This is a genomic window from Acinetobacter sp. AL9, assembly GCF_041464035.1.
GTDB classification, from domain to species: domain Bacteria; phylum Pseudomonadota; class Gammaproteobacteria; order Pseudomonadales; family Moraxellaceae; genus Acinetobacter; species Acinetobacter towneri.
The window spans coordinates 24,052-40,604 of sequence record NZ_JAYFSK010000014.1 but is presented as its reverse complement, the minus strand read 5'-3'; the positions used below and the strand labels follow the sequence as shown (position 1 = coordinate 40,604).

Genomic DNA, 16,553 nt, shown 5'->3' with positions numbered 1-16,553 from the left:
ATTTATAGTGTTGCCATACACTAAACAGAATGATTTAGAGGATTATAAACGCAATGAAAAAATTCCTTTTAGGTAGTTTGGCAACGGCCATCTTTGCTATTTCTGGTAGCACTATGGCGGCAAATTTTGTAGCAGGTAAAGATTATAGCGTTGTCGCCAACCCGGGTAAGGTTGATGTACCGGGTAAAATTGAAGTGCGTGAGTTCTTTTGGTATGGCTGTGGTCACTGCTTTACTTTAGAACCATATATGCAAACATGGTTACGCCAGTTACCTAAAGATGTGAATTTTGTGCGTACTCCTGCAGCCATGAATCCTGTTTGGGAAATGAATGCACGTGGTTATTATGTGTCTGAAGCTTTGGGTGTGCGCAAGAAAACTCACTTGCCACTTTTCCATGCCATTCATGACAGAGGTCAGCAAATTTTTGACCAACAATCACAAGCTAAATTCTTTGTGAAATATGGTGTACCTGAAGCGAAATTTAACAGCATGTTTAACTCGTTTGCGATCACCTCTAAAATTTCACAAGCTAAACAATTGGCGCGTCAGTACCAATTGACAGGTGTACCTGCGGTGGTGGTGAATGGTAAATATATCGTTCAAGGCGATAACGGCAAAGTGATTCAAGTAGTGAACTACTTGGTTGATCAAGAGCGTAAAGCTAAGAAATAAACAGATGCAATAACAAGATGATGCAAGGCTGAATCAGCAGCGCATCGCTAAAAACCGCAATGATTGCAACGTCATTGCGGTTTTTTTAATGCAGGTTAAAAGTGTGTTGTATGTTTAATCTGCGACAGGCTGCGGACGTTGCCAGTGGCAAATGCCACGAAATAATAAATGTACTTGAGTAATGGTTTGTTGAATAAAACGCTGCTGTTGTTCAGGTAATTTTTCGGCTTCAAATTGGCGTTCTAAACCAATCCAGCTCATTGCCCAATTTAACGATAAATTAATTAAAATATTGGCCAGAATGTGAAAATCTTCAGCATGCTGAAAATGTTGTACGCTTTCGACCCGTTGTAAATCATTAGCTAAATCTTCAATTAAAAAATCAATTTCACGGGCGATGGCTTGCCGTAAAATGGTCGAACCGCCCCAGCGTTCGGCAATTAAAAAAATCCATTGTTGTGGATGTTGATCGACAGATTTAAAAAATAGGGTCAATGCCTTTTCGGTCTGTGCATCGGGTTGGTGTAAATAAGCTTGTCCCAACTGATACAAAATACCTTTAATGTGCAAGGCAACTTGATCGACCAAATCTAGCCCCAACTCATCCATATCTTGAAAATGCCGATAAAATGCGGTGGGCACCAGTCCAATCTGTCGTGAAATTTCTCTTAAGCTAATGCTGCTAAATGCACGTCCTGCGCTGCTGAGTTGCAGCACTGCATCCATAATTGCCTGACGACTTTGTTGTTTTCGTTCTTCCCGAATCGACATTGTATTTCCTGATTCTGCCAGTGCCGCGCAGTCTAACAAAAACCTGTGTTTCACGATAATACTAAAAGATGAATGAAGCCACTTTGTAAAAATACAGGCAAAATTTACCGAAACAGCACACGTCAAGCTTTGGAAAAGCGACCTGCGCTGTGGCATCTGTTATACTTGCGGGCAATTTATTTGAGCCAAAAATAAGGACACATTATGCGTATTGACCAACGAGCTTTAGATCAATTACGTGAGGTAAAAATTACCCGTAACTATACTCGCTATGCTGAAGGTTCAGTGTTGGTAGAGTTTGGTCATACCAAAGTTTTGTGTACCGCAAGTATTGATAACTCTGTACCGCGCTTTTTAAAAGGGCAGGGACAAGGTTGGGTAACTGCAGAATATGGCATGTTGCCACGTTCAACTCATACCCGTAGTGACCGTGAAGCGGCGCGTGGTAAACAAAGCGGACGTACACAGGAAATTCAGCGCTTAATTGGTCGTAGCTTGCGTGCCATGGTCGATTTGAAGAAACTGGGTGAAAACACCATTACCATTGACTGCGATGTGATTCAGGCCGATGGCGGTACCCGTACTGCAGCCATTACAGGTGCAGCAGTGGCATTGATTGATGCTATGAATGTGTTGCTGGAAAAGAAAAAAATTAAGCATGACCCATTAAAGGGTTTGGTGGCTGCAATTTCTGTGGGCATGTACCAAGACCAAGTGTTATTGGATTTGTGCTATGAAGAAGATTCAAATTGCCAAACTGATTTAAACGTGGTGATGACACAAGCAGGTGAATTTATTGAAATTCAGGGTACTGCTGAAGATAAGCCGTTTAATCGTGTGCAATGTAATGCCATGTTGGAAATGGCAGAAAAAGGTATTCAGGAATTGGTAAAAAAACAGCAGCAAGCTTTAGGTTGGTAAGCTAAGCTTTTTGATGTTTTTCTGCTGTTTAAGAGCGCATCTTCGGATGCGTTTTTTTATGGATGAGATTTAGATTGCGATAGGAAGCGTGAAGCAAAAAGCTACAATATTGCAGGATGCGTTCTTTTAAGATGGAAAACTGTATGCAAAGAGCCTGAATGAAAAGAGGAGGAAAGCATGAAACTATTGATTATTTTAATGTCTGCCATGATGTTGTTTTTAACTGCATGTGATTCACGTACTGAGCGTGAAAATGAAGACAATCGTAGTGTACTCGGTCAAGCTTCTGACAACGACAACGACAACGACAACGACAACGACAACGACAACAAGGACGATGATTAAATTCAAAATTGAGGCATAAAAAAAGGAGGCTCATTTGCCTCCTTAAAATCAATTTTTGGAAAAAATTAAGGGTGCAGATTGCACCCTTAATTTTAAAAGTAATCGTTTACGCATTAAAACGCATTGATAAATCCACAGCTTTGACATCTTTGGTTAAAACACCCATCGAAATATAATCTACGCCTGTACTAGCCACTTCACGTAAATTTTCAATGGTGATGTTGCCCGACGCTTCAAGTTTACAACGACCTGCCACATGCTTGACCGCATCAATCATTTGTTGCTGGCTAAAGTTATCCAACATCACAATATCAGCTTTGGCTTCAAGGGCTTGATTTAGTTCATCCCAAGTTTCCACTTCAACTTCTACAGGTTTGCCCGGAGCAATGGCATGTGCTTTGGCAATTGCCTGAGTAATGCCGCCTGCTGCCATAATGTGATTTTCTTTAATCAAAAAGGCATCAAATAAGCCTAAACGATGGTTTTGTCCACCACCGACCGTGACAGCATATTTTTGTGCAATGCGTAAACCCGGTAAGGTTTTACGGGTATCTAGCAGTTTGGTATTTAAGCCTTCAAGTTGTTGCACATAGGCTGCGGTTTTAGTCGCAACAGCAGACAGGGTTTGCACAAAATTCAGCGCAGGGCGTTCTACCGTTAACAGGCTGCGTGCAGAACCTGCCAATTTCAAAAAGGCTTCATTGGCAGCAACGTGGTCGCCATCATTTTTTAACCACGTGACTTGCACATTGGCATCGTATGCTTGAATCAGGGCATTTACCCACGGTTGACCTGCCAAAATCATGTCTTCACGGCTAATAATGGTGGCAGTGGCCTGCTCATCTTCAGGGGTCAATAATGCGGTAATATCACCATCGCCAATATCTTCTTGCAAGGCTTGCTGAATATTGATTTGGATGGATTGTTCAAGCAAAGCTGGAGAGATGCTCATAAGATTTTCCGTGTCGATCTTGCCCATGAAAATTGCGCGTTATATTAACACTGTTCTGCGTCAGGATGTGTTTTTTAGCCACGTTCGGGTGTAATTTAAGATGTTCATTGTCACGCGTTGGCATTAAACTGAAATTTCTGTTCTATTTTTCTATTCTAATGGTTTGGGGATTGCCTTATGCAGCATGTGCCGTCGTTTCAGGTGGTTGAGGGTCAATTACAAGGGGCAAGACAAGTCCCATCTCCGAATTTCAACGCCCGTCCGACAGACCAAGAGATTCAATTGCTGGTCATTCACAATATTAGTTTGCCGCCGTCACAATTTGGTGGTGGTTATATTGAGCAATTTTTTCAGAACCAAATGGATTGGTCGCAGCATCCTTACTTTCAGACCATTCAGGGCCTGCAGGTTTCGGCACATTTGTTGATTTTAAGAACAGGCGAGGTGCTGCAATTTGTTAATTTTGCAGATCGGGCGTGGCATGCGGGGCGTTCTAGTTATTTGGCACAGCCTGAATGTAATGACTATTCAATTGGGATTGAATTAGAGGGCAGTGATGACTTGCCTTTTGAAACAGCGCAATATCAGAGTTTGGTGCAGGTGGTACACAGTTTGCAGCAGGCCTATCCGAGTATTCAACAGCATATTGCAGGACATTCCGATATTGCACCGGGACGTAAAACTGATCCGGGGCCGTATTTTGACTGGCAGTATTTTCGTGAACAGTTATCTCAACTTAAAGCTTCGACATCACAGGAAAAATTGATCAATCAATAACAAAACTTTGTTGATGCTTTGATTACAATAGCGACTAAATTTTTAATTGGGTGGTAACGATGGCGCTTTGGCGATCGACCTTTATTGTCAGTGCAATGACCATGCTGTCACGGGTGCTAGGATTAGTCCGTGATGTGGTATTGCTGAATGTGTTTGGTGCAGGTAAAGATTTCGATACCTTTGTGGTGGCGTTTCGTATCCCCAACTTTTTCAGGCGACTGTTTGCCGAAGGGGCATTTTCGCAGGCATTTATTCCTGTATTGACCGAATATAAAACCAGCCGCACTCATGCCGAAGTACAAATTTTAATTAGTCGGGTTTTTGGCTGTTTAATGACAGTAATGACAGGGCTAACCTTTACCGCCATGGTGGCTGCGCCTGCGGTGATGTATATCTACGCACCGGGTTTCCATAGCGACCCTGAAAAGTTTGCGCTAGCCACCGATATGTTCCGCCTGACCATTCCTTATTTGTTGTTTATGTCGCTGACGGCATTTGCCAGCAGTATTTTGAACAGCTATGGCTCATTTACCACGCCTGCCTTTGCGCCTGTATTGCTGAATGTGGCGATGATTGCAGGTGCATTATGGCTCACACCGTACATGGCAGAGCCGATTATGGCACTGGGTTGGGCGGTGATTATCGCGGGTGCTTTACAACTTGCGATTCAAATTCCAGAACTATGGCGTAAAAAGCTGCTGATTCCCCCTAAAGTTGATTTCAAGCATGAAGGGGTGGATCGGATTATGAAGCTGATGCTGCCTGCTTTATTTGGGGTATCGGTCACGCAAATTAACCTGCTACTCAACACCATTTGGGCATCTTTTATGCAGGATGGTTCGGTGTCGTGGTTGTATAGTGCGGAACGTATGACAGAGCTACCTTTGGGCTTAATTGGTGTAGCGATTGGGACGGTCATTTTACCGTCACTGTCTGCGCGTCATGCAGAACAAAATATGGATAAATTCCGCGGCATGATGGACTGGGCTGCACGGGTGATTATTTTGGTAGGTGTCCCTGCCAGTATTGCACTGTTTATGTTATCAACGCCTATTATCCAAGCCTTGTTTGAGCGTGGTCAGTTTAGTTTTAAAGATACGCAAATGACCGCTTTGGCCTTGCAATGTATGAGTGCAGGGGTGATTTCATTCATGCTGATTAAAGTCTTTGCACCGGGTTTTTATGCACAGCAAGACACCAAAACACCAGTACGTGTGGGTTTAATGGCTGTGGCTGCCAATGCGATTTTAAACGTGGTGTTTATTGGCTTCTTTAAACTGATTGACTGGCAAGCTGAACACATGGCATTGGCACTGGCATCATCAGGTTCGGCTTTGGTGAATGCAGGCATGTTGTATTTCTATTTGCATCAACGCAAGATTTTCCGTTTTGGTGCGCACTGGAAAAAACTCATGGTGCAGTTTGCAGTGGCAAATGCCGTGATGATTGCTGCGTTGTGGTATGCCTTAACTTGGTATAACGGTGATGTATCACAATGGATGCGTGTGGCAGAAGTCACTGCGCTGTGTGTGGTGGGCGTAGTGGCCTATGGGGTTGGATTGTTGGCAACGGGTTTTAGACCACGTCATTTAAAACCTTAATGAAGCGAAGTTGATCTGAAAAAATACCGCAATTTAAATTGCGGTATTTTTTTGTTTAAAGATGATGCGGCTTTGGATTATTTTACAATTTCTAAAAGTTCCACATCAAAAATAAGCGTGCTGTTTGGCTCAATTGCATCGCCTGAGCCAATTTGACCGTAGGCTAGAGCAGCAGGAATAAAGAAGCGATATTTGGCACCAACTTTCATGAGTTGTAAGCCTTCAGTCCAACCTTGAATGACTTGGCTGACCTGAAATTCTGCAGCTTGATCGCGGGCGATAGAACTGTCAAATACCGTACCATCAATTAAACGACCTTCATAATGGACTTTAACGGTAGAGGTGGCTTTGGGTGATTTGCCCGTACCTGCCTGTAAGACTTGATATTGCAAGCCAGACTTGGTGACTTTGACCCCTGCCTTTTTGGCATTATTGTTTAAAAAGGCTTGCCCAATTTTAGCATTGCTATCGGCTACTTTTTTAAGCTCAATCAGTTGTTTGGCTTCGGCTTGCTTTTTGAATTGAGTCAGCACTCGTGCCATTTCTTCATCGCTTAAACTGGCGGCTTGGTCTTGTGTTGCCATTTTTAAGCCAGCAATGAAGGCTTCGAGATCAATATCTTTTAAGGTTTCCGCATTGCTGCGCCCCATTAAATAACCAAAGCTATAACCGACCTGATCTGCAACAGGACTTTTATTGGTCACGGTTTTGGCAAAACTGCCACTGCTGAGCAGTGCGATACACACAAGGGCAAGGTGTTTTTTCATTCTTTTCGTCCTAAGACCATACAGGAGAGCCAAGCTCTCCTGAAAGGGTGATGTTGTTATTTCACTTCAATCAGTTCAACATCAAAAATTAAGGTGCTGTTGGCAGGAATCATGCCTGGTACACCTTGTTCGCCGTAGCCCAGTTTCGATGGAATATACAGCGTAGCTTTACCGCCTTCCTTCATGAGCTGTAAACCTTCAGTCCAGCCCGGAATGACTTGATTCAGTGGGAATTCAATTGGCTCACCACGTTGTACCGAGCTGTCAAATACTTTGCCATCGACCAGTTTACCCGTGTAGTGCACTTTGACCACAGAGCTTGCCGTTGGCTGTTTGCCTGTGCCTTCTTTAATCACTTGATATTGCAAGCCAGAAGCTGTGGTTTGTACGCCTGCTTTTTTGCCATTTTCAGTTAAGAATGAATCACTGGCTGTTTGTGCAGCTTGCGCTTGAGTGGCTTGTTTTTGTTGCAACTCTTGCTGGAATTGCTCATAGGCTTTTTGTAATTCTTCTTCGGTGTAGGCAGGTTGTTTACGCGCATGACCTTCACGCACACCTGTTACAAAGCTGTTGATGTCTAGCTCTGGTGGGGTTTGATGTGCCACTTCATAACCCAAAGCGTAGCTGATTTTTTCAACCGCAGAAGCATTTGCCGACGCTTTAGAGGTCGCCACTGCCGGGTTTTGAGAGGCATAATAAACAGGAACAAGTGCAGCACCGCCTAAAATTACAGCAACAGCGATGGGTAAGGCTTTACTCATAGGTTTTCTCAAATTCATTTTATAGTTAAAAAAGCAGCATTCATCTTAGCAGACTTTTTCACAGACTTTTCTAGTTTGGCACGTGGCTTTGCAGCCTGTGTCGATTCAACTTTTTAATATATGCTGCTTACGCAGTTTATTCTATAACAGACTGAATATCTAAAACATTTTTTATACATAAATCTTGCCCATCTGAGATGAGCAAGACCGTTAAATTGGGCAAGATTTAACTTAAAAATTAGTCAAAGTCGGCCTTTAACACCACCCGATAGCGTGCCTTGCCCTGATGCAAATGTTCAATTGCCTGATTGATTTGTGACATCGGAAAAACTTCCACCTGTGGGGCAATCTGTTTGCGTGCGGCAAATTGTAGTAATTGACGCAGCGCTGCAGGCGAACCTGTCGATGAACCAGTAACCGATTTTGCACCGCCAATTAAGCTGCCCGCCTTAATTTGCATGGGTTCTAGCGCTACACCTAGCATGTGAATAGTGCCATGTGGTGCAAGCGTACTTAAATAAGCATTCCAGTCCAAGCTTACGTTTACCGTACTTAAAATCAGGTCAAACTTGCCACGCTGGGTTTTAAGGGCAGCAGCATCACGGCTGTTCACTACATGGTCTGCACCCATAGCCAGTAATTCTGCGGTTTTGTCTGGATTGGAACTGAACGCCGTAATTTCACAGCCCCATGCTTTTAATAATTTGATGGCGATATGCCCCAAGCCACCAATACCAATCACCGCAACATGATGTACTGCCTGAATTTGATGTTTCAAGATCGGATCAAATACGGTAATTCCACCACAGAGCAAAGGCCCTGCACTGACAGGATCGACCTCATCGGGTAATGGAATGACCCACTGCCAACCTGCACGGACTTTATCGGCAAAACCACCTGCATGTCCCACAATGGTTGCGGTGGTGCCATTGCTGCACAGCACTTGTTCGCCTGCAATACAGGCATCGCAGTGTTGGCAACTGTCTGCAGTCCAGCCAATGCCTACACGTTGCCCCACGGTTAAACCTTTGGCTTCACTGCCCAATTGAGTAATCGTGCCAATAATTTCATGTCCTGCCACCACAGGATATACTGAGGAATGCCAGTCATTTTGAATGACTGAAAGATCGGAATGGCATAAGCCACAATATTCGACTTTGACTTCTACCTGATGCGCCTGCAGTTCACCCGCATCAAATTGATAGGCTTGCAGGGCTTCACCTGCCTGCATTGCGGCATAGGCTCGAATGGTATTACTCATATTGCACCGTCCTTGTCATAAGGCTGACTGTATTGATTGGTGATCTTGCTATTATGGGTTGAGCAGTTTTGAATACTAAAGCTTGGATGTTGCTTTAAGATGTTGTTTTAAAGTGACAGTGATTTTCATGATCATCGACCATGCCTACAGCTTGCATAAAAGCATAGCAGGTGGTCGGGCCTACAAATTTAAAACCATTTTTCTTTAGGGCTTTCGACATGGCAACACTAGCGTCGGTTTGTGCAGGCGCAAGACGATAGTCAGGTACATCATTCCTAATAGGTTGCTGTGCAACAAAACCCCAAAGCCATGTCACGACGTTTATATCGGCGTCTTTTAGTTTTTGCCATGCACGTGCGTTGTCACGAATTGCTTGTAATTTACCTCGATGTCGAATCAATCCAGCATCTTGTAATTTGAGCGCAATATCATCATCACTGAAGGCGGCAATTTCAGCAATGCTGTATTGAAAAAAATGCTGACGATACGCTTCACGTTTTTTTAATACAGTAATCCAAGACAAGCCTGCTTGCTGTCCCTCTAAACACAGCATTTCAAATAAATGCACTTCGGCAAATACAGCTTGTCCCCACTCTAAATCATGATAGGCAATATAGAGTGGATCATCGGAACACCAACCACAGCGTTGTATCGTCATGGGTCATGCTCCTTGTTGAATAGATAGCTGAATAGATGTGAATGGGACGGACTTAAAGCTGAAATGCTGCCCATTGGTCATGTTGGTTATCCCAATAATATAGTTCTGCCTGTTGCAGATCGTGAAAGGAAATCCAGTTGTCTTTACCAACTTTATCTGAATAACCTGTGCTGATGAGCAGGGCATCTTCAGTAATTTCCATGACCCAGCCTTGATGGACTTGTCCTGCCAATACAATTTTTTGTTGATTGCCAGATTCTGCAAATTCCACCAATCGATTTATCAAGGCTTCAGACATGAAATGTTCCTAACAAAATTAACGTAAATAAGGATAAGGATTGACCGCACCGCGTCCTTTACCATTTAAATAAAGTCCGTAATGCAAATGTGCGGCAGTGTGTCGGGCGTTGCCTGTATTGCCGACATAGCCAATATGCGTTCCTGCCTTGACATAATCGCCTACGTTTAAACCGCGTTTATGTCCATCCAAGTGTGCATAGTAATGCCAAGTGCCTGCAGGCCCTAATATCCAAATTACTTTACCACCTAAGCGATTATCGCGTAAGTCTGCAATTAAACCTTCTGTAGCGCTATACACTTTGCTGCCTTTGGCGGCAAGAATATCAATGCCTTCATGCAAACGTCCGCTACTACGAGATGCACCCCAAGTGTCATTCAACTGATGCGCTTTAATGCCCTGCACAGGAATGGGCAAGCGAGTTTTTAAACTCATTTGATTGAGTTTTTGCACCAAGGCAGGCGGGAGTGGGGTACTAGGACGTTTCGGTGCAGAACTACAGGCCGCAATCAATAAGGTAAAGAGTGACAGGCTTAAAACAGCAATCCATCGAAACATAAGACATCCTTGTAATGGCAGTGAAAGCAAAGATTTCATTCATCACGATGCTTGACTATGTCACAGATTGATTGCCGAGATCAATTTTTTCATGGCCGTCGGAATGCCCAAATCGCTGGCTTGTTGCGGACTATACCAATCTGCATTCAGTTCTATTGCCAAGTGTTCTTGTAGATCAGCATCGACCTGAAAACACAGTGCTTCAAGCTGCCAAGTGAAATGGGTAAAGCTATGTGAAATCTGTGCGCGTTGCTGTACCTGTTTAAGGCTCAAGCTTTGACACAGTTGCTCAAAAGCCTGTGCATCTTCAATGACAGGCAAACACCATAGTCCACCCCAAAGTCCTGTATTGGGACGTTGTTGCCATAACCACTGATCTGCGCATTGCAGTACTAAGACCTGTGCAGATTTAACGGGTACGGCTTTTTTCGGTTTTTTAAAGGGCAATTCCTGCTCTAAACCTTGTTGATGTGCTTTGCAGTGTTGTTGCATTGGGCAATATAAGCACAGTGGTTTTTTGGGGGTACAAATGGTGGCACCCAAATCCATAATAGCCTGCGTATAGTCGTGATTACGCACTTCGGGGCAGAGCTGTTCTGCCAGTTGCCACATGGCACGTTCATGTACAGGTTTGGATAAATCATCTTCAATAGCAAAAAAACGTGCTAAAACCCGTTTGACGTTGCCATCCATAATGACGCCGTATAGGCGTAAACCCAGCGACATCATGGCACCACCCGTAGAGCGACCAATGCCCGGCAAAGCCATCCACTGTTCGAGCGTACTTGGAAAATGTCCTTGCTGTGCCACAATGGCTGCGGCTTTATGCAAGTTGCGGGCGCGGGCGTAATAGCCTAAACCTGCCCAATACGGTGCAACTTCATCCCAAGTTGCACGTCCTAAATCTTGCACTGTCGGAAAGCGCTGCAAAAAACGCTCAAAATATTGCAATACGGTTTTGACCTGAGTTTGTTGCAGCATGATTTCAGACACCCACACCGCATAGGGATCATCGGCGACTTGCCACGGCAGGTCATGGCGTCCGTGTTGATCGAACCACGTGAGGAGAGCATCGGAAAATGAAAAAGCAGTCATGCGAACCCAGTTTGTAAAGTAGCGGCTTAGTATAGCCAAACTGGCGTGGGAATTACGTGCATAAAAAAAGAAGATGAGCGTGCATCTTCTTCTTTAGGTTTGGTTTCACTTGGTTTGGGATAAAACGAGTCGTGGTTTAAATTTGACCGCTCATACCCCAACGGTTATCCAATTTTAAGGTCTGACCTTCATAGCGTGGAATAATGTGGATGTGTAAATGCTCAGATTTAGCATCAAACACATCGCCATCATTAAAACCCACATGGAAACCTGCAGGTTGATGACGCAATTGCAACTCATTGCGCGCCAATTCTAATAAAGACAATAAACTTTTACGTTCTTTGTCTGTAATGTCAAAAAAAGAGCCGACGTGACGTAGCGGAATGATCACGCAATGTCCTTTAGACAGGGCATTGGGTTCAGGCAAAATTACCCCAAATTCATTTTTTGCCAAAACATCATAATCATCAAAATTGCAATAAGGGCATTGCTCAGTCATTGTTATATCCTCTTCTTTAAAATTTTCTTGGCTTGCGTTGAGTATATGCTGCGTAATGTGAACAGCAGATTAATCTGCTAAACGACGATCCAACACTTCATACATGGCAGCTAAACCTTGTTGCTCTGCCGATGCGTTATAGCCTAAATCGACCCCATTGGCTTTGGCACGTTCATCGGCTTGAGGGTTACTAAAGCCGTGTTTGGCATCTTCAAAAATAATCACTTCATGCTCTACTTGAGCCGCGTGCATTTCTTCACGGAAACTTGCGACGTCGTCTAAAGTCACCATGCTGTCCAGTTCACCATGCAACACCAAAATCTCGGCTTGTACCTGACCTTGTTGTGCAGGGGCTTTCGGGCTGAGGTTGGCGTGGAAGGTCACCACTGCTTTTAATGCTGCGCCAGAACGAGCCAAATCCAGAACGACTTTGCCGCCATAACAGAAACCAATTGCAGCGAGTTTATCGCGATTTACTTCAGGTTGGGCAGCTAAAGTGTCCAAAGCTGCAGACGCACGAGTCACAATTGTGTCAGCATCTGCAAAAGTTTGCATCATCCATTCATTGGCTTGGGCTGCGGTGGTGGTGACTTTTTTATCGCCATACATATCAATCGCTAAGGCTGCAAAACCATGTTCAGCCAATTCACGCGCGCGTTGTTCGGTGTATTCGTTACGTCCCCACCATTCAGGTGCGACAATCACCCCCGCGACAGCTTGTGCTGTTTCTGGTGCAGCAAAATAACCGATCAGTTTGCTGCCATCTGCAGCCGTATATTCAATTTCGCGAGTTTTGATTGCTAAAGCCATGCCTTATTCCTTATCGTTTTCAATGCCATGATTAAAGCATAATAATATGGCACGCATTTTTAAAAACAGGGTAAATACTGCCTATAAATGTGAGAAAATATTTTTAAAATAGCCAAATTGGCATTTGTTGCGTAAAAAGCGGACATAAAAAAAGAAGGAAAAATCCTTCTTTTTTATCTGATTTTTAGGAATTTATAGACGAGGTCACTAGATTTTTCCGCGAGAGAGGAAACCAACAATTGCCAAAATCACAGCAATCACCAATAAAATAATGGCAAAGTCTTTGGATAAACCTGCGACACCACCAAAACCAAGTAAACTCGCGATTAACGCAATCACTGCGAAGATTATAGCCCAACGAAACATAATTGTTCTCCATGTGTTTTTATAGCTTCTGAATTTAGTATAGGGAGCTGAACGCAGCACACTGTTTTGTTTTTGTGTATTAAATGTTCAGTTGTTTGAGTTAAGTGTTTGATTCATTTAAAGACTAAACAAAAGCAACAAGTTGAAACAAGGCTGTTATAATGACGCAGTTTTGTTATTTTCTGTGCGCTATGTCTGATCAATTACGACCTGAATTTTGGAAAAACTATCCGCTGAATGCCTTAAATACTGCGGAATGGGAAGCCTTGTGCGATGGTTGCGGTTTATGCTGTTTGGTCAAACTAGAAGATGAAGACACGCAAGAAGTGGCCTATACCAAAGTGGCGTGCAAGTTACTGGACTGTAACACAGCACGTTGTTCAGATTATGCCAATCGCTTTGACTTTGTGCCCGATTGCATTCAACTTACCCCCGAAAAACTAGAAAAAATTCACTGGTTGCCGCCAAGTTGTGCCTATCGTCGTTTAAAACAGGGCAAAAATTTGCCATCTTGGCATTACTTAAATACGGGCTCACGCCAAAGTGTGATTAAAGCCAAAAAATCTGCGGCAGGGCGTTGTATTTCAGAACTGGATGTTGCAGAAGAAGATATAGAAGATTATGTGGTGCGTTGGGTGCGTTAATTCATACTGCAGAATAAACTTTGAATCGTGTTTTAGCGATAAATCGGTACGATTAGAAATACTCCAAAGCTTGAGATCATAGTAGACTAGGTTGAAGTCAAGTATAGAAATAACAAGATGTCAGAGAGTCATATTCCACTGCCTGAGCGTTTGCGTCCACGCGATTTATCGCAAATTATTGGTCAAGATCATCTTTTAGGTGAGCAAGCGCCGTTACGCCAAATGATTGATCAGGGGCATTTGCCTTCAATTATTTTCTGGGGGCCACCAGGGGTGGGGAAAACCACCATCGCTTTGCTGTTGGCGCAGGCGGTAGATCGTCCTTTTATCAGCCTTTCTGCCTTGAATACTGGGGTCAAAGAGCTGCGTGAAATTATTGCCGAAGGCGGCGATTTGCTCACACCAGTGGTGTTTATTGATGAAATTCATCGCTTTAATAAGTCGCAGCAAGATGCCTTATTAAATGCGGTGGAAAAGGGCAAAATCACCTTAATTGGTGCGACCACTGAAAATCCATCTTTTGAAGTCAATAGTGCGCTGCTTTCACGTTGTCAGGTCTATACCTTAAAGGCTTTAGATGCCGATTCGATTCAGACTTTGCTTACTCAAGCCATTCAGCAAGATCAATTCTTAAAAGACCGTTATATTCAGATTGAAGAATTTGATGCTCTGATTCAGTTTGCTGCAGGTGATGCACGCAAGGCTTTAAACCTACTGGACTTGGTGGCAAGCACCTTTGAACCCGAGGTGGAAAATATCATCACCAACGCGATTGTGGTCAAGGTTGCGCAACAAAACATTGCCCGTTATGACAAGTCAGGCGAGCAACATTATGATTTGGTATCGGCTTTTATTAAGTCAATTCGTGGCAGTGACCCCGATGCTGCATTGTATTGGATGGCGCGCATGCTCAAAGGCGGTGAAGACCCGAGCTTTATTGCGCGTCGCATGTTGATTGCTGCTTCGGAAGATATTGGCAATTCAAATCCGAATGCCTTGTTATTGGCAGGCGAGTGTTTCCGCTCGGTACAAGTGCTGGGTATGCCCGAAGCGCGGATTATTTTAGGACAATGTGCAGTATATTTGGCAACCAGTGCCAAAAGTAACAGTACTTATTTGGCAATTAATAAAGCCATGGATTTGGCTGAAAAAACCGCCAACTTACCTGTGCCACTGCATTTGCGTAATGCACCGACCAAACTGATGAAAGAACAAGGCTATGGCGTAGATTATTTGTATCCGCACAATTACCCAGAGCATTTTGTGCTACAGGACTATTTGCCGCCTGAACTGAAAGGCACAAAGTTGTATGAGTCGGCACGTAATAAACGTGAAGTGGAAGGTGAGCGTTTACAACAACGTCGTTGGCAGCAGACTCAATCCTAAGCGATTTGGTATAGCTGAAAAGATATTTGTAAAAGTATTGGCATAAAAAAAGCTCAAGAATCAACTTGAGCTTTTTTAGATTTGTTTGCAGCCTTGAGTGCTGCATTCAAAGGTTTAAAGCGGTTTGATGTTTACAGCATTCGGGCCTTTTTGACCTTGCGCAATGCTGAATTCAACTTGCTGACCTTCGTGTAAAGTCTTGAAGCCTGAGTGTGCGATTTCGCTGAAATGCGCAAACACATCTGGACCAGATTCTGGTTGAATAAAACCAAAACCTTTAGTTTCGTTAAACCACTTTACCGTGCCTTTCATTGTCGGATTTGACATAGGGAAATATCCTGCTGAATTTTAATATGTTGCAATCTAAAAAAGATTTGGAATAACTGGGAAAAAGATGCGACTTAAAATCTGAACAAACGAAGGATTACAAAATAAAACTACGGACTTAGACGATTAAAACGAACTTCATATTTTTCTAGTATGACAACAAGCATACACGGAATTGCAGAATACACAATTTAAATTCAGATAAATTTAAAAATAGGCAGACAGACTGGGCATTGTGGATGGGGCGATTTTTTCAAAGATTTGGTTTGTAAACCCTGTTTGGTCTACAGCAAAATACAAAAAACCGAGCAATGTTGCTCGGTTTTGGGAATTCAGCTTTTAAAATTGAAAAGCTTGAATTAGATATTGTCTAAGTCGATGCCTAAACGTGCAGCAACTTCTTCATAAGCTTCAACCACACCGCCTAAACCTTGACGGAAACGGTCTTTGTCGAGTTTCTTCTTGGTGTCTTTGTCCCATAAACGGCAACCGTCTGGAGAGAACTCATCACCCAACACAATACGGTCGTGGAATACACCAAACTCAAGTTTGAAGTCGACCAAAATCATGTTACCTGCATCAAACAATGCTTTTAATACATCGTTGACTTGGTAAGTTAATTCTTTCATTTTTGCCAATTGTTCAGCATTGGCCCAACCTAAAGCAATCGCTTGAGATTCGTTTACCATTGGGTCGCCAAGAGCGTCATCTTTAAAGAACAATTCAAATGTAGGTGGGGTCAGTTCTTTACCTTCTTCTACACCTAAACGACGGCAGAGTGAACCTGCAGCGTAGTTACGAATAACGCACTCTACAGGAATCATGTCTAACTTTTTCACCAATACTTCGTTTGGTGTAAGTAGTTTTTCAAAGTGAGTTTCGATACCCGCTTCAGCCAATTTTTCCATGATAAAGGCGTTAAAACGGTTGTTCACCTTACCTTTACGATCTAGTTGTTCGATTTTTTCGCCATTGAACGCAGAGGCATCATCACGAAAGACTAAAATCAGGTGGTCTGCACTGTCTGTGGTATAAACAGATTTTGCTTTACCAGTATAGAGCAAGGTTTGTTTTAACATGAG

21 protein-coding genes are annotated in these 16,553 nt (G+C 43.3%); 7 read left to right on the top strand and 14 right to left on the bottom strand.

All coding sequences use genetic code 11. The features are described from left to right. Positions 1–53: 53 nt before the first annotated feature. The gene (locus ACEO2X_RS05210) at positions 54–674 is read left to right on the top strand and encodes a thiol:disulfide interchange protein DsbA/DsbL (RefSeq protein WP_371971158.1); all 621 of its coding nucleotides are present in this window, start codon (positions 54–56) and stop codon (positions 672–674) included. Positions 675–788: 114 nt separating this feature from the next. Here ACEO2X_RS05210 and ACEO2X_RS05205 read toward each other — a convergent pair whose 3' ends face one another. After that, positions 789–1,445 carry a TetR family transcriptional regulator gene (locus ACEO2X_RS05205; protein WP_371971157.1) on the bottom strand — a complete coding sequence of 219 codons (657 nt, stop codon included), beginning with the start codon at positions 1,443–1,445 and terminating at the stop codon, positions 789–791. Positions 1,446–1,649: 204 nt separating this feature from the next. Here ACEO2X_RS05205 and rph point away from each other — a divergent pair, with 204 nt between their 5' ends. Then, positions 1,650–2,366 carry a ribonuclease PH gene (gene rph, locus ACEO2X_RS05200; protein WP_004974074.1) on the top strand — a complete coding sequence of 239 codons (717 nt, stop codon included), beginning with the start codon at positions 1,650–1,652 and terminating at the stop codon, positions 2,364–2,366. A 177-nt stretch (positions 2,367–2,543) separates the two neighbouring features. Next, a complete protein-coding gene (locus ACEO2X_RS05195) occupies positions 2,544–2,711 on the top strand; it encodes a hypothetical protein (protein ID WP_286430022.1) in 168 nt (55 codons plus the stop codon). Between the two features lie 106 nt (positions 2,712–2,817). Here the strand turns inward: ACEO2X_RS05195 and nadC are convergent, their stop codons facing one another. Further along, on the bottom strand, positions 2,818–3,663 hold the full coding sequence (nadC, locus tag ACEO2X_RS05190; protein WP_004974082.1) for a carboxylating nicotinate-nucleotide diphosphorylase: 846 nt from the start codon (positions 3,661–3,663) through the stop codon (positions 2,818–2,820). 177 nt (positions 3,664–3,840) lie between these two features. Between nadC and ampD the strand changes: the two genes are divergently transcribed. Next, a complete protein-coding gene (gene ampD / locus ACEO2X_RS05185) occupies positions 3,841–4,440 on the top strand; it encodes a 1,6-anhydro-N-acetylmuramyl-L-alanine amidase AmpD (RefSeq protein ID WP_004974083.1) in 600 nt (199 codons plus the stop codon). 50 nt (positions 4,441–4,490) lie between these two features. Further along, positions 4,491–6,041, top strand: a complete 1,551-nt coding sequence (gene murJ, locus ACEO2X_RS05180) for a murein biosynthesis integral membrane protein MurJ (RefSeq protein WP_171287394.1) — start codon at positions 4,491–4,493, stop codon at positions 6,039–6,041. Positions 6,042–6,118: 77 nt separating this feature from the next. Here the strand turns inward: murJ and ACEO2X_RS05175 are convergent, their stop codons facing one another. The 10 genes from ACEO2X_RS05175 to ACEO2X_RS05130 form a co-directional block, all read right to left on the bottom strand. Further along, positions 6,119–6,808, bottom strand: a complete 690-nt coding sequence (locus ACEO2X_RS05175; protein WP_004974089.1) for an FKBP-type peptidyl-prolyl cis-trans isomerase — start codon at positions 6,806–6,808, stop codon at positions 6,119–6,121. A gap of 56 nt (positions 6,809–6,864) precedes the next feature. Then, positions 6,865–7,569: an FKBP-type peptidyl-prolyl cis-trans isomerase gene (locus ACEO2X_RS05170; RefSeq protein ID WP_004974091.1), complete on the bottom strand. Its 705-nt coding sequence runs from the start codon at positions 7,567–7,569 to the stop codon at positions 6,865–6,867. A gap of 238 nt (positions 7,570–7,807) precedes the next feature. Then, positions 7,808–8,830 (bottom strand): NAD(P)-dependent alcohol dehydrogenase, encoded by a 1,023-nt coding sequence (locus ACEO2X_RS05165; protein ID WP_004974093.1) that lies wholly within the window; start codon positions 8,828–8,830, stop codon positions 7,808–7,810. A gap of 94 nt (positions 8,831–8,924) precedes the next feature. After that, a complete protein-coding gene (locus tag ACEO2X_RS05160; RefSeq protein WP_104852759.1) occupies positions 8,925–9,488 on the bottom strand; it encodes a DNA-3-methyladenine glycosylase I in 564 nt (187 codons plus the stop codon). Positions 9,489–9,540: 52 nt separating this feature from the next. Continuing rightward, complete coding sequence (locus ACEO2X_RS05155) at positions 9,541–9,786, bottom strand: hypothetical protein (protein WP_104852758.1); 246 nt, start codon at positions 9,784–9,786, stop codon at positions 9,541–9,543. An 18-nt stretch (positions 9,787–9,804) separates the two neighbouring features. After that, the gene (locus ACEO2X_RS05150; RefSeq protein ID WP_131261236.1) at positions 9,805–10,344 is read right to left on the bottom strand and encodes a M23 family metallopeptidase; all 540 of its coding nucleotides are present in this window, start codon (positions 10,342–10,344) and stop codon (positions 9,805–9,807) included. 60 nt (positions 10,345–10,404) lie between these two features. Beyond that, positions 10,405–11,439, bottom strand: coding sequence for an A/G-specific adenine glycosylase (gene mutY, locus ACEO2X_RS05145; protein ID WP_371971156.1), 1,035 nt, complete (start codon positions 11,437–11,439; stop codon positions 10,405–10,407). A 136-nt stretch (positions 11,440–11,575) separates the two neighbouring features. Beyond that, positions 11,576–11,938, bottom strand: coding sequence for an HIT family protein (locus tag ACEO2X_RS05140; RefSeq protein WP_070155794.1), 363 nt, complete (start codon positions 11,936–11,938; stop codon positions 11,576–11,578). Between the two features lie 69 nt (positions 11,939–12,007). Continuing rightward, the gene (locus ACEO2X_RS05135) at positions 12,008–12,748 is read right to left on the bottom strand and encodes a dienelactone hydrolase family protein (protein WP_136144130.1); all 741 of its coding nucleotides are present in this window, start codon (positions 12,746–12,748) and stop codon (positions 12,008–12,010) included. A 207-nt stretch (positions 12,749–12,955) separates the two neighbouring features. Continuing rightward, entirely contained in the window at positions 12,956–13,114 is a 159-nt protein-coding gene (locus ACEO2X_RS05130) for a DUF1328 domain-containing protein (RefSeq protein WP_004974108.1), read from the bottom strand. 191 nt (positions 13,115–13,305) lie between these two features. Between ACEO2X_RS05130 and ACEO2X_RS05125 the strand changes: the two genes are divergently transcribed. Both ACEO2X_RS05125 and ACEO2X_RS05120 read left to right on the top strand, forming a co-directional pair. Continuing rightward, positions 13,306–13,758 (top strand): YcgN family cysteine cluster protein, encoded by a 453-nt coding sequence (locus tag ACEO2X_RS05125; RefSeq protein WP_136144131.1) that lies wholly within the window; start codon positions 13,306–13,308, stop codon positions 13,756–13,758. 117 nt (positions 13,759–13,875) lie between these two features. Continuing rightward, on the top strand, positions 13,876–15,144 hold the full coding sequence (locus ACEO2X_RS05120; RefSeq protein ID WP_004974112.1) for a replication-associated recombination protein A: 1,269 nt from the start codon (positions 13,876–13,878) through the stop codon (positions 15,142–15,144). Positions 15,145–15,258: 114 nt separating this feature from the next. Here ACEO2X_RS05120 and ACEO2X_RS05115 read toward each other — a convergent pair whose 3' ends face one another. Together ACEO2X_RS05115 and purC are read right to left on the bottom strand one after the other, a co-directional pair. Continuing rightward, a complete protein-coding gene (locus tag ACEO2X_RS05115; protein WP_004974113.1) occupies positions 15,259–15,471 on the bottom strand; it encodes a cold-shock protein in 213 nt (70 codons plus the stop codon). A 359-nt stretch (positions 15,472–15,830) separates the two neighbouring features. After that, positions 15,831–16,550 (bottom strand): phosphoribosylaminoimidazolesuccinocarboxamide synthase, encoded by a 720-nt coding sequence (gene purC / locus ACEO2X_RS05110; RefSeq protein WP_004974116.1) that lies wholly within the window; start codon positions 16,548–16,550, stop codon positions 15,831–15,833. Positions 16,551–16,553: the final 3 nt, after the last annotated feature.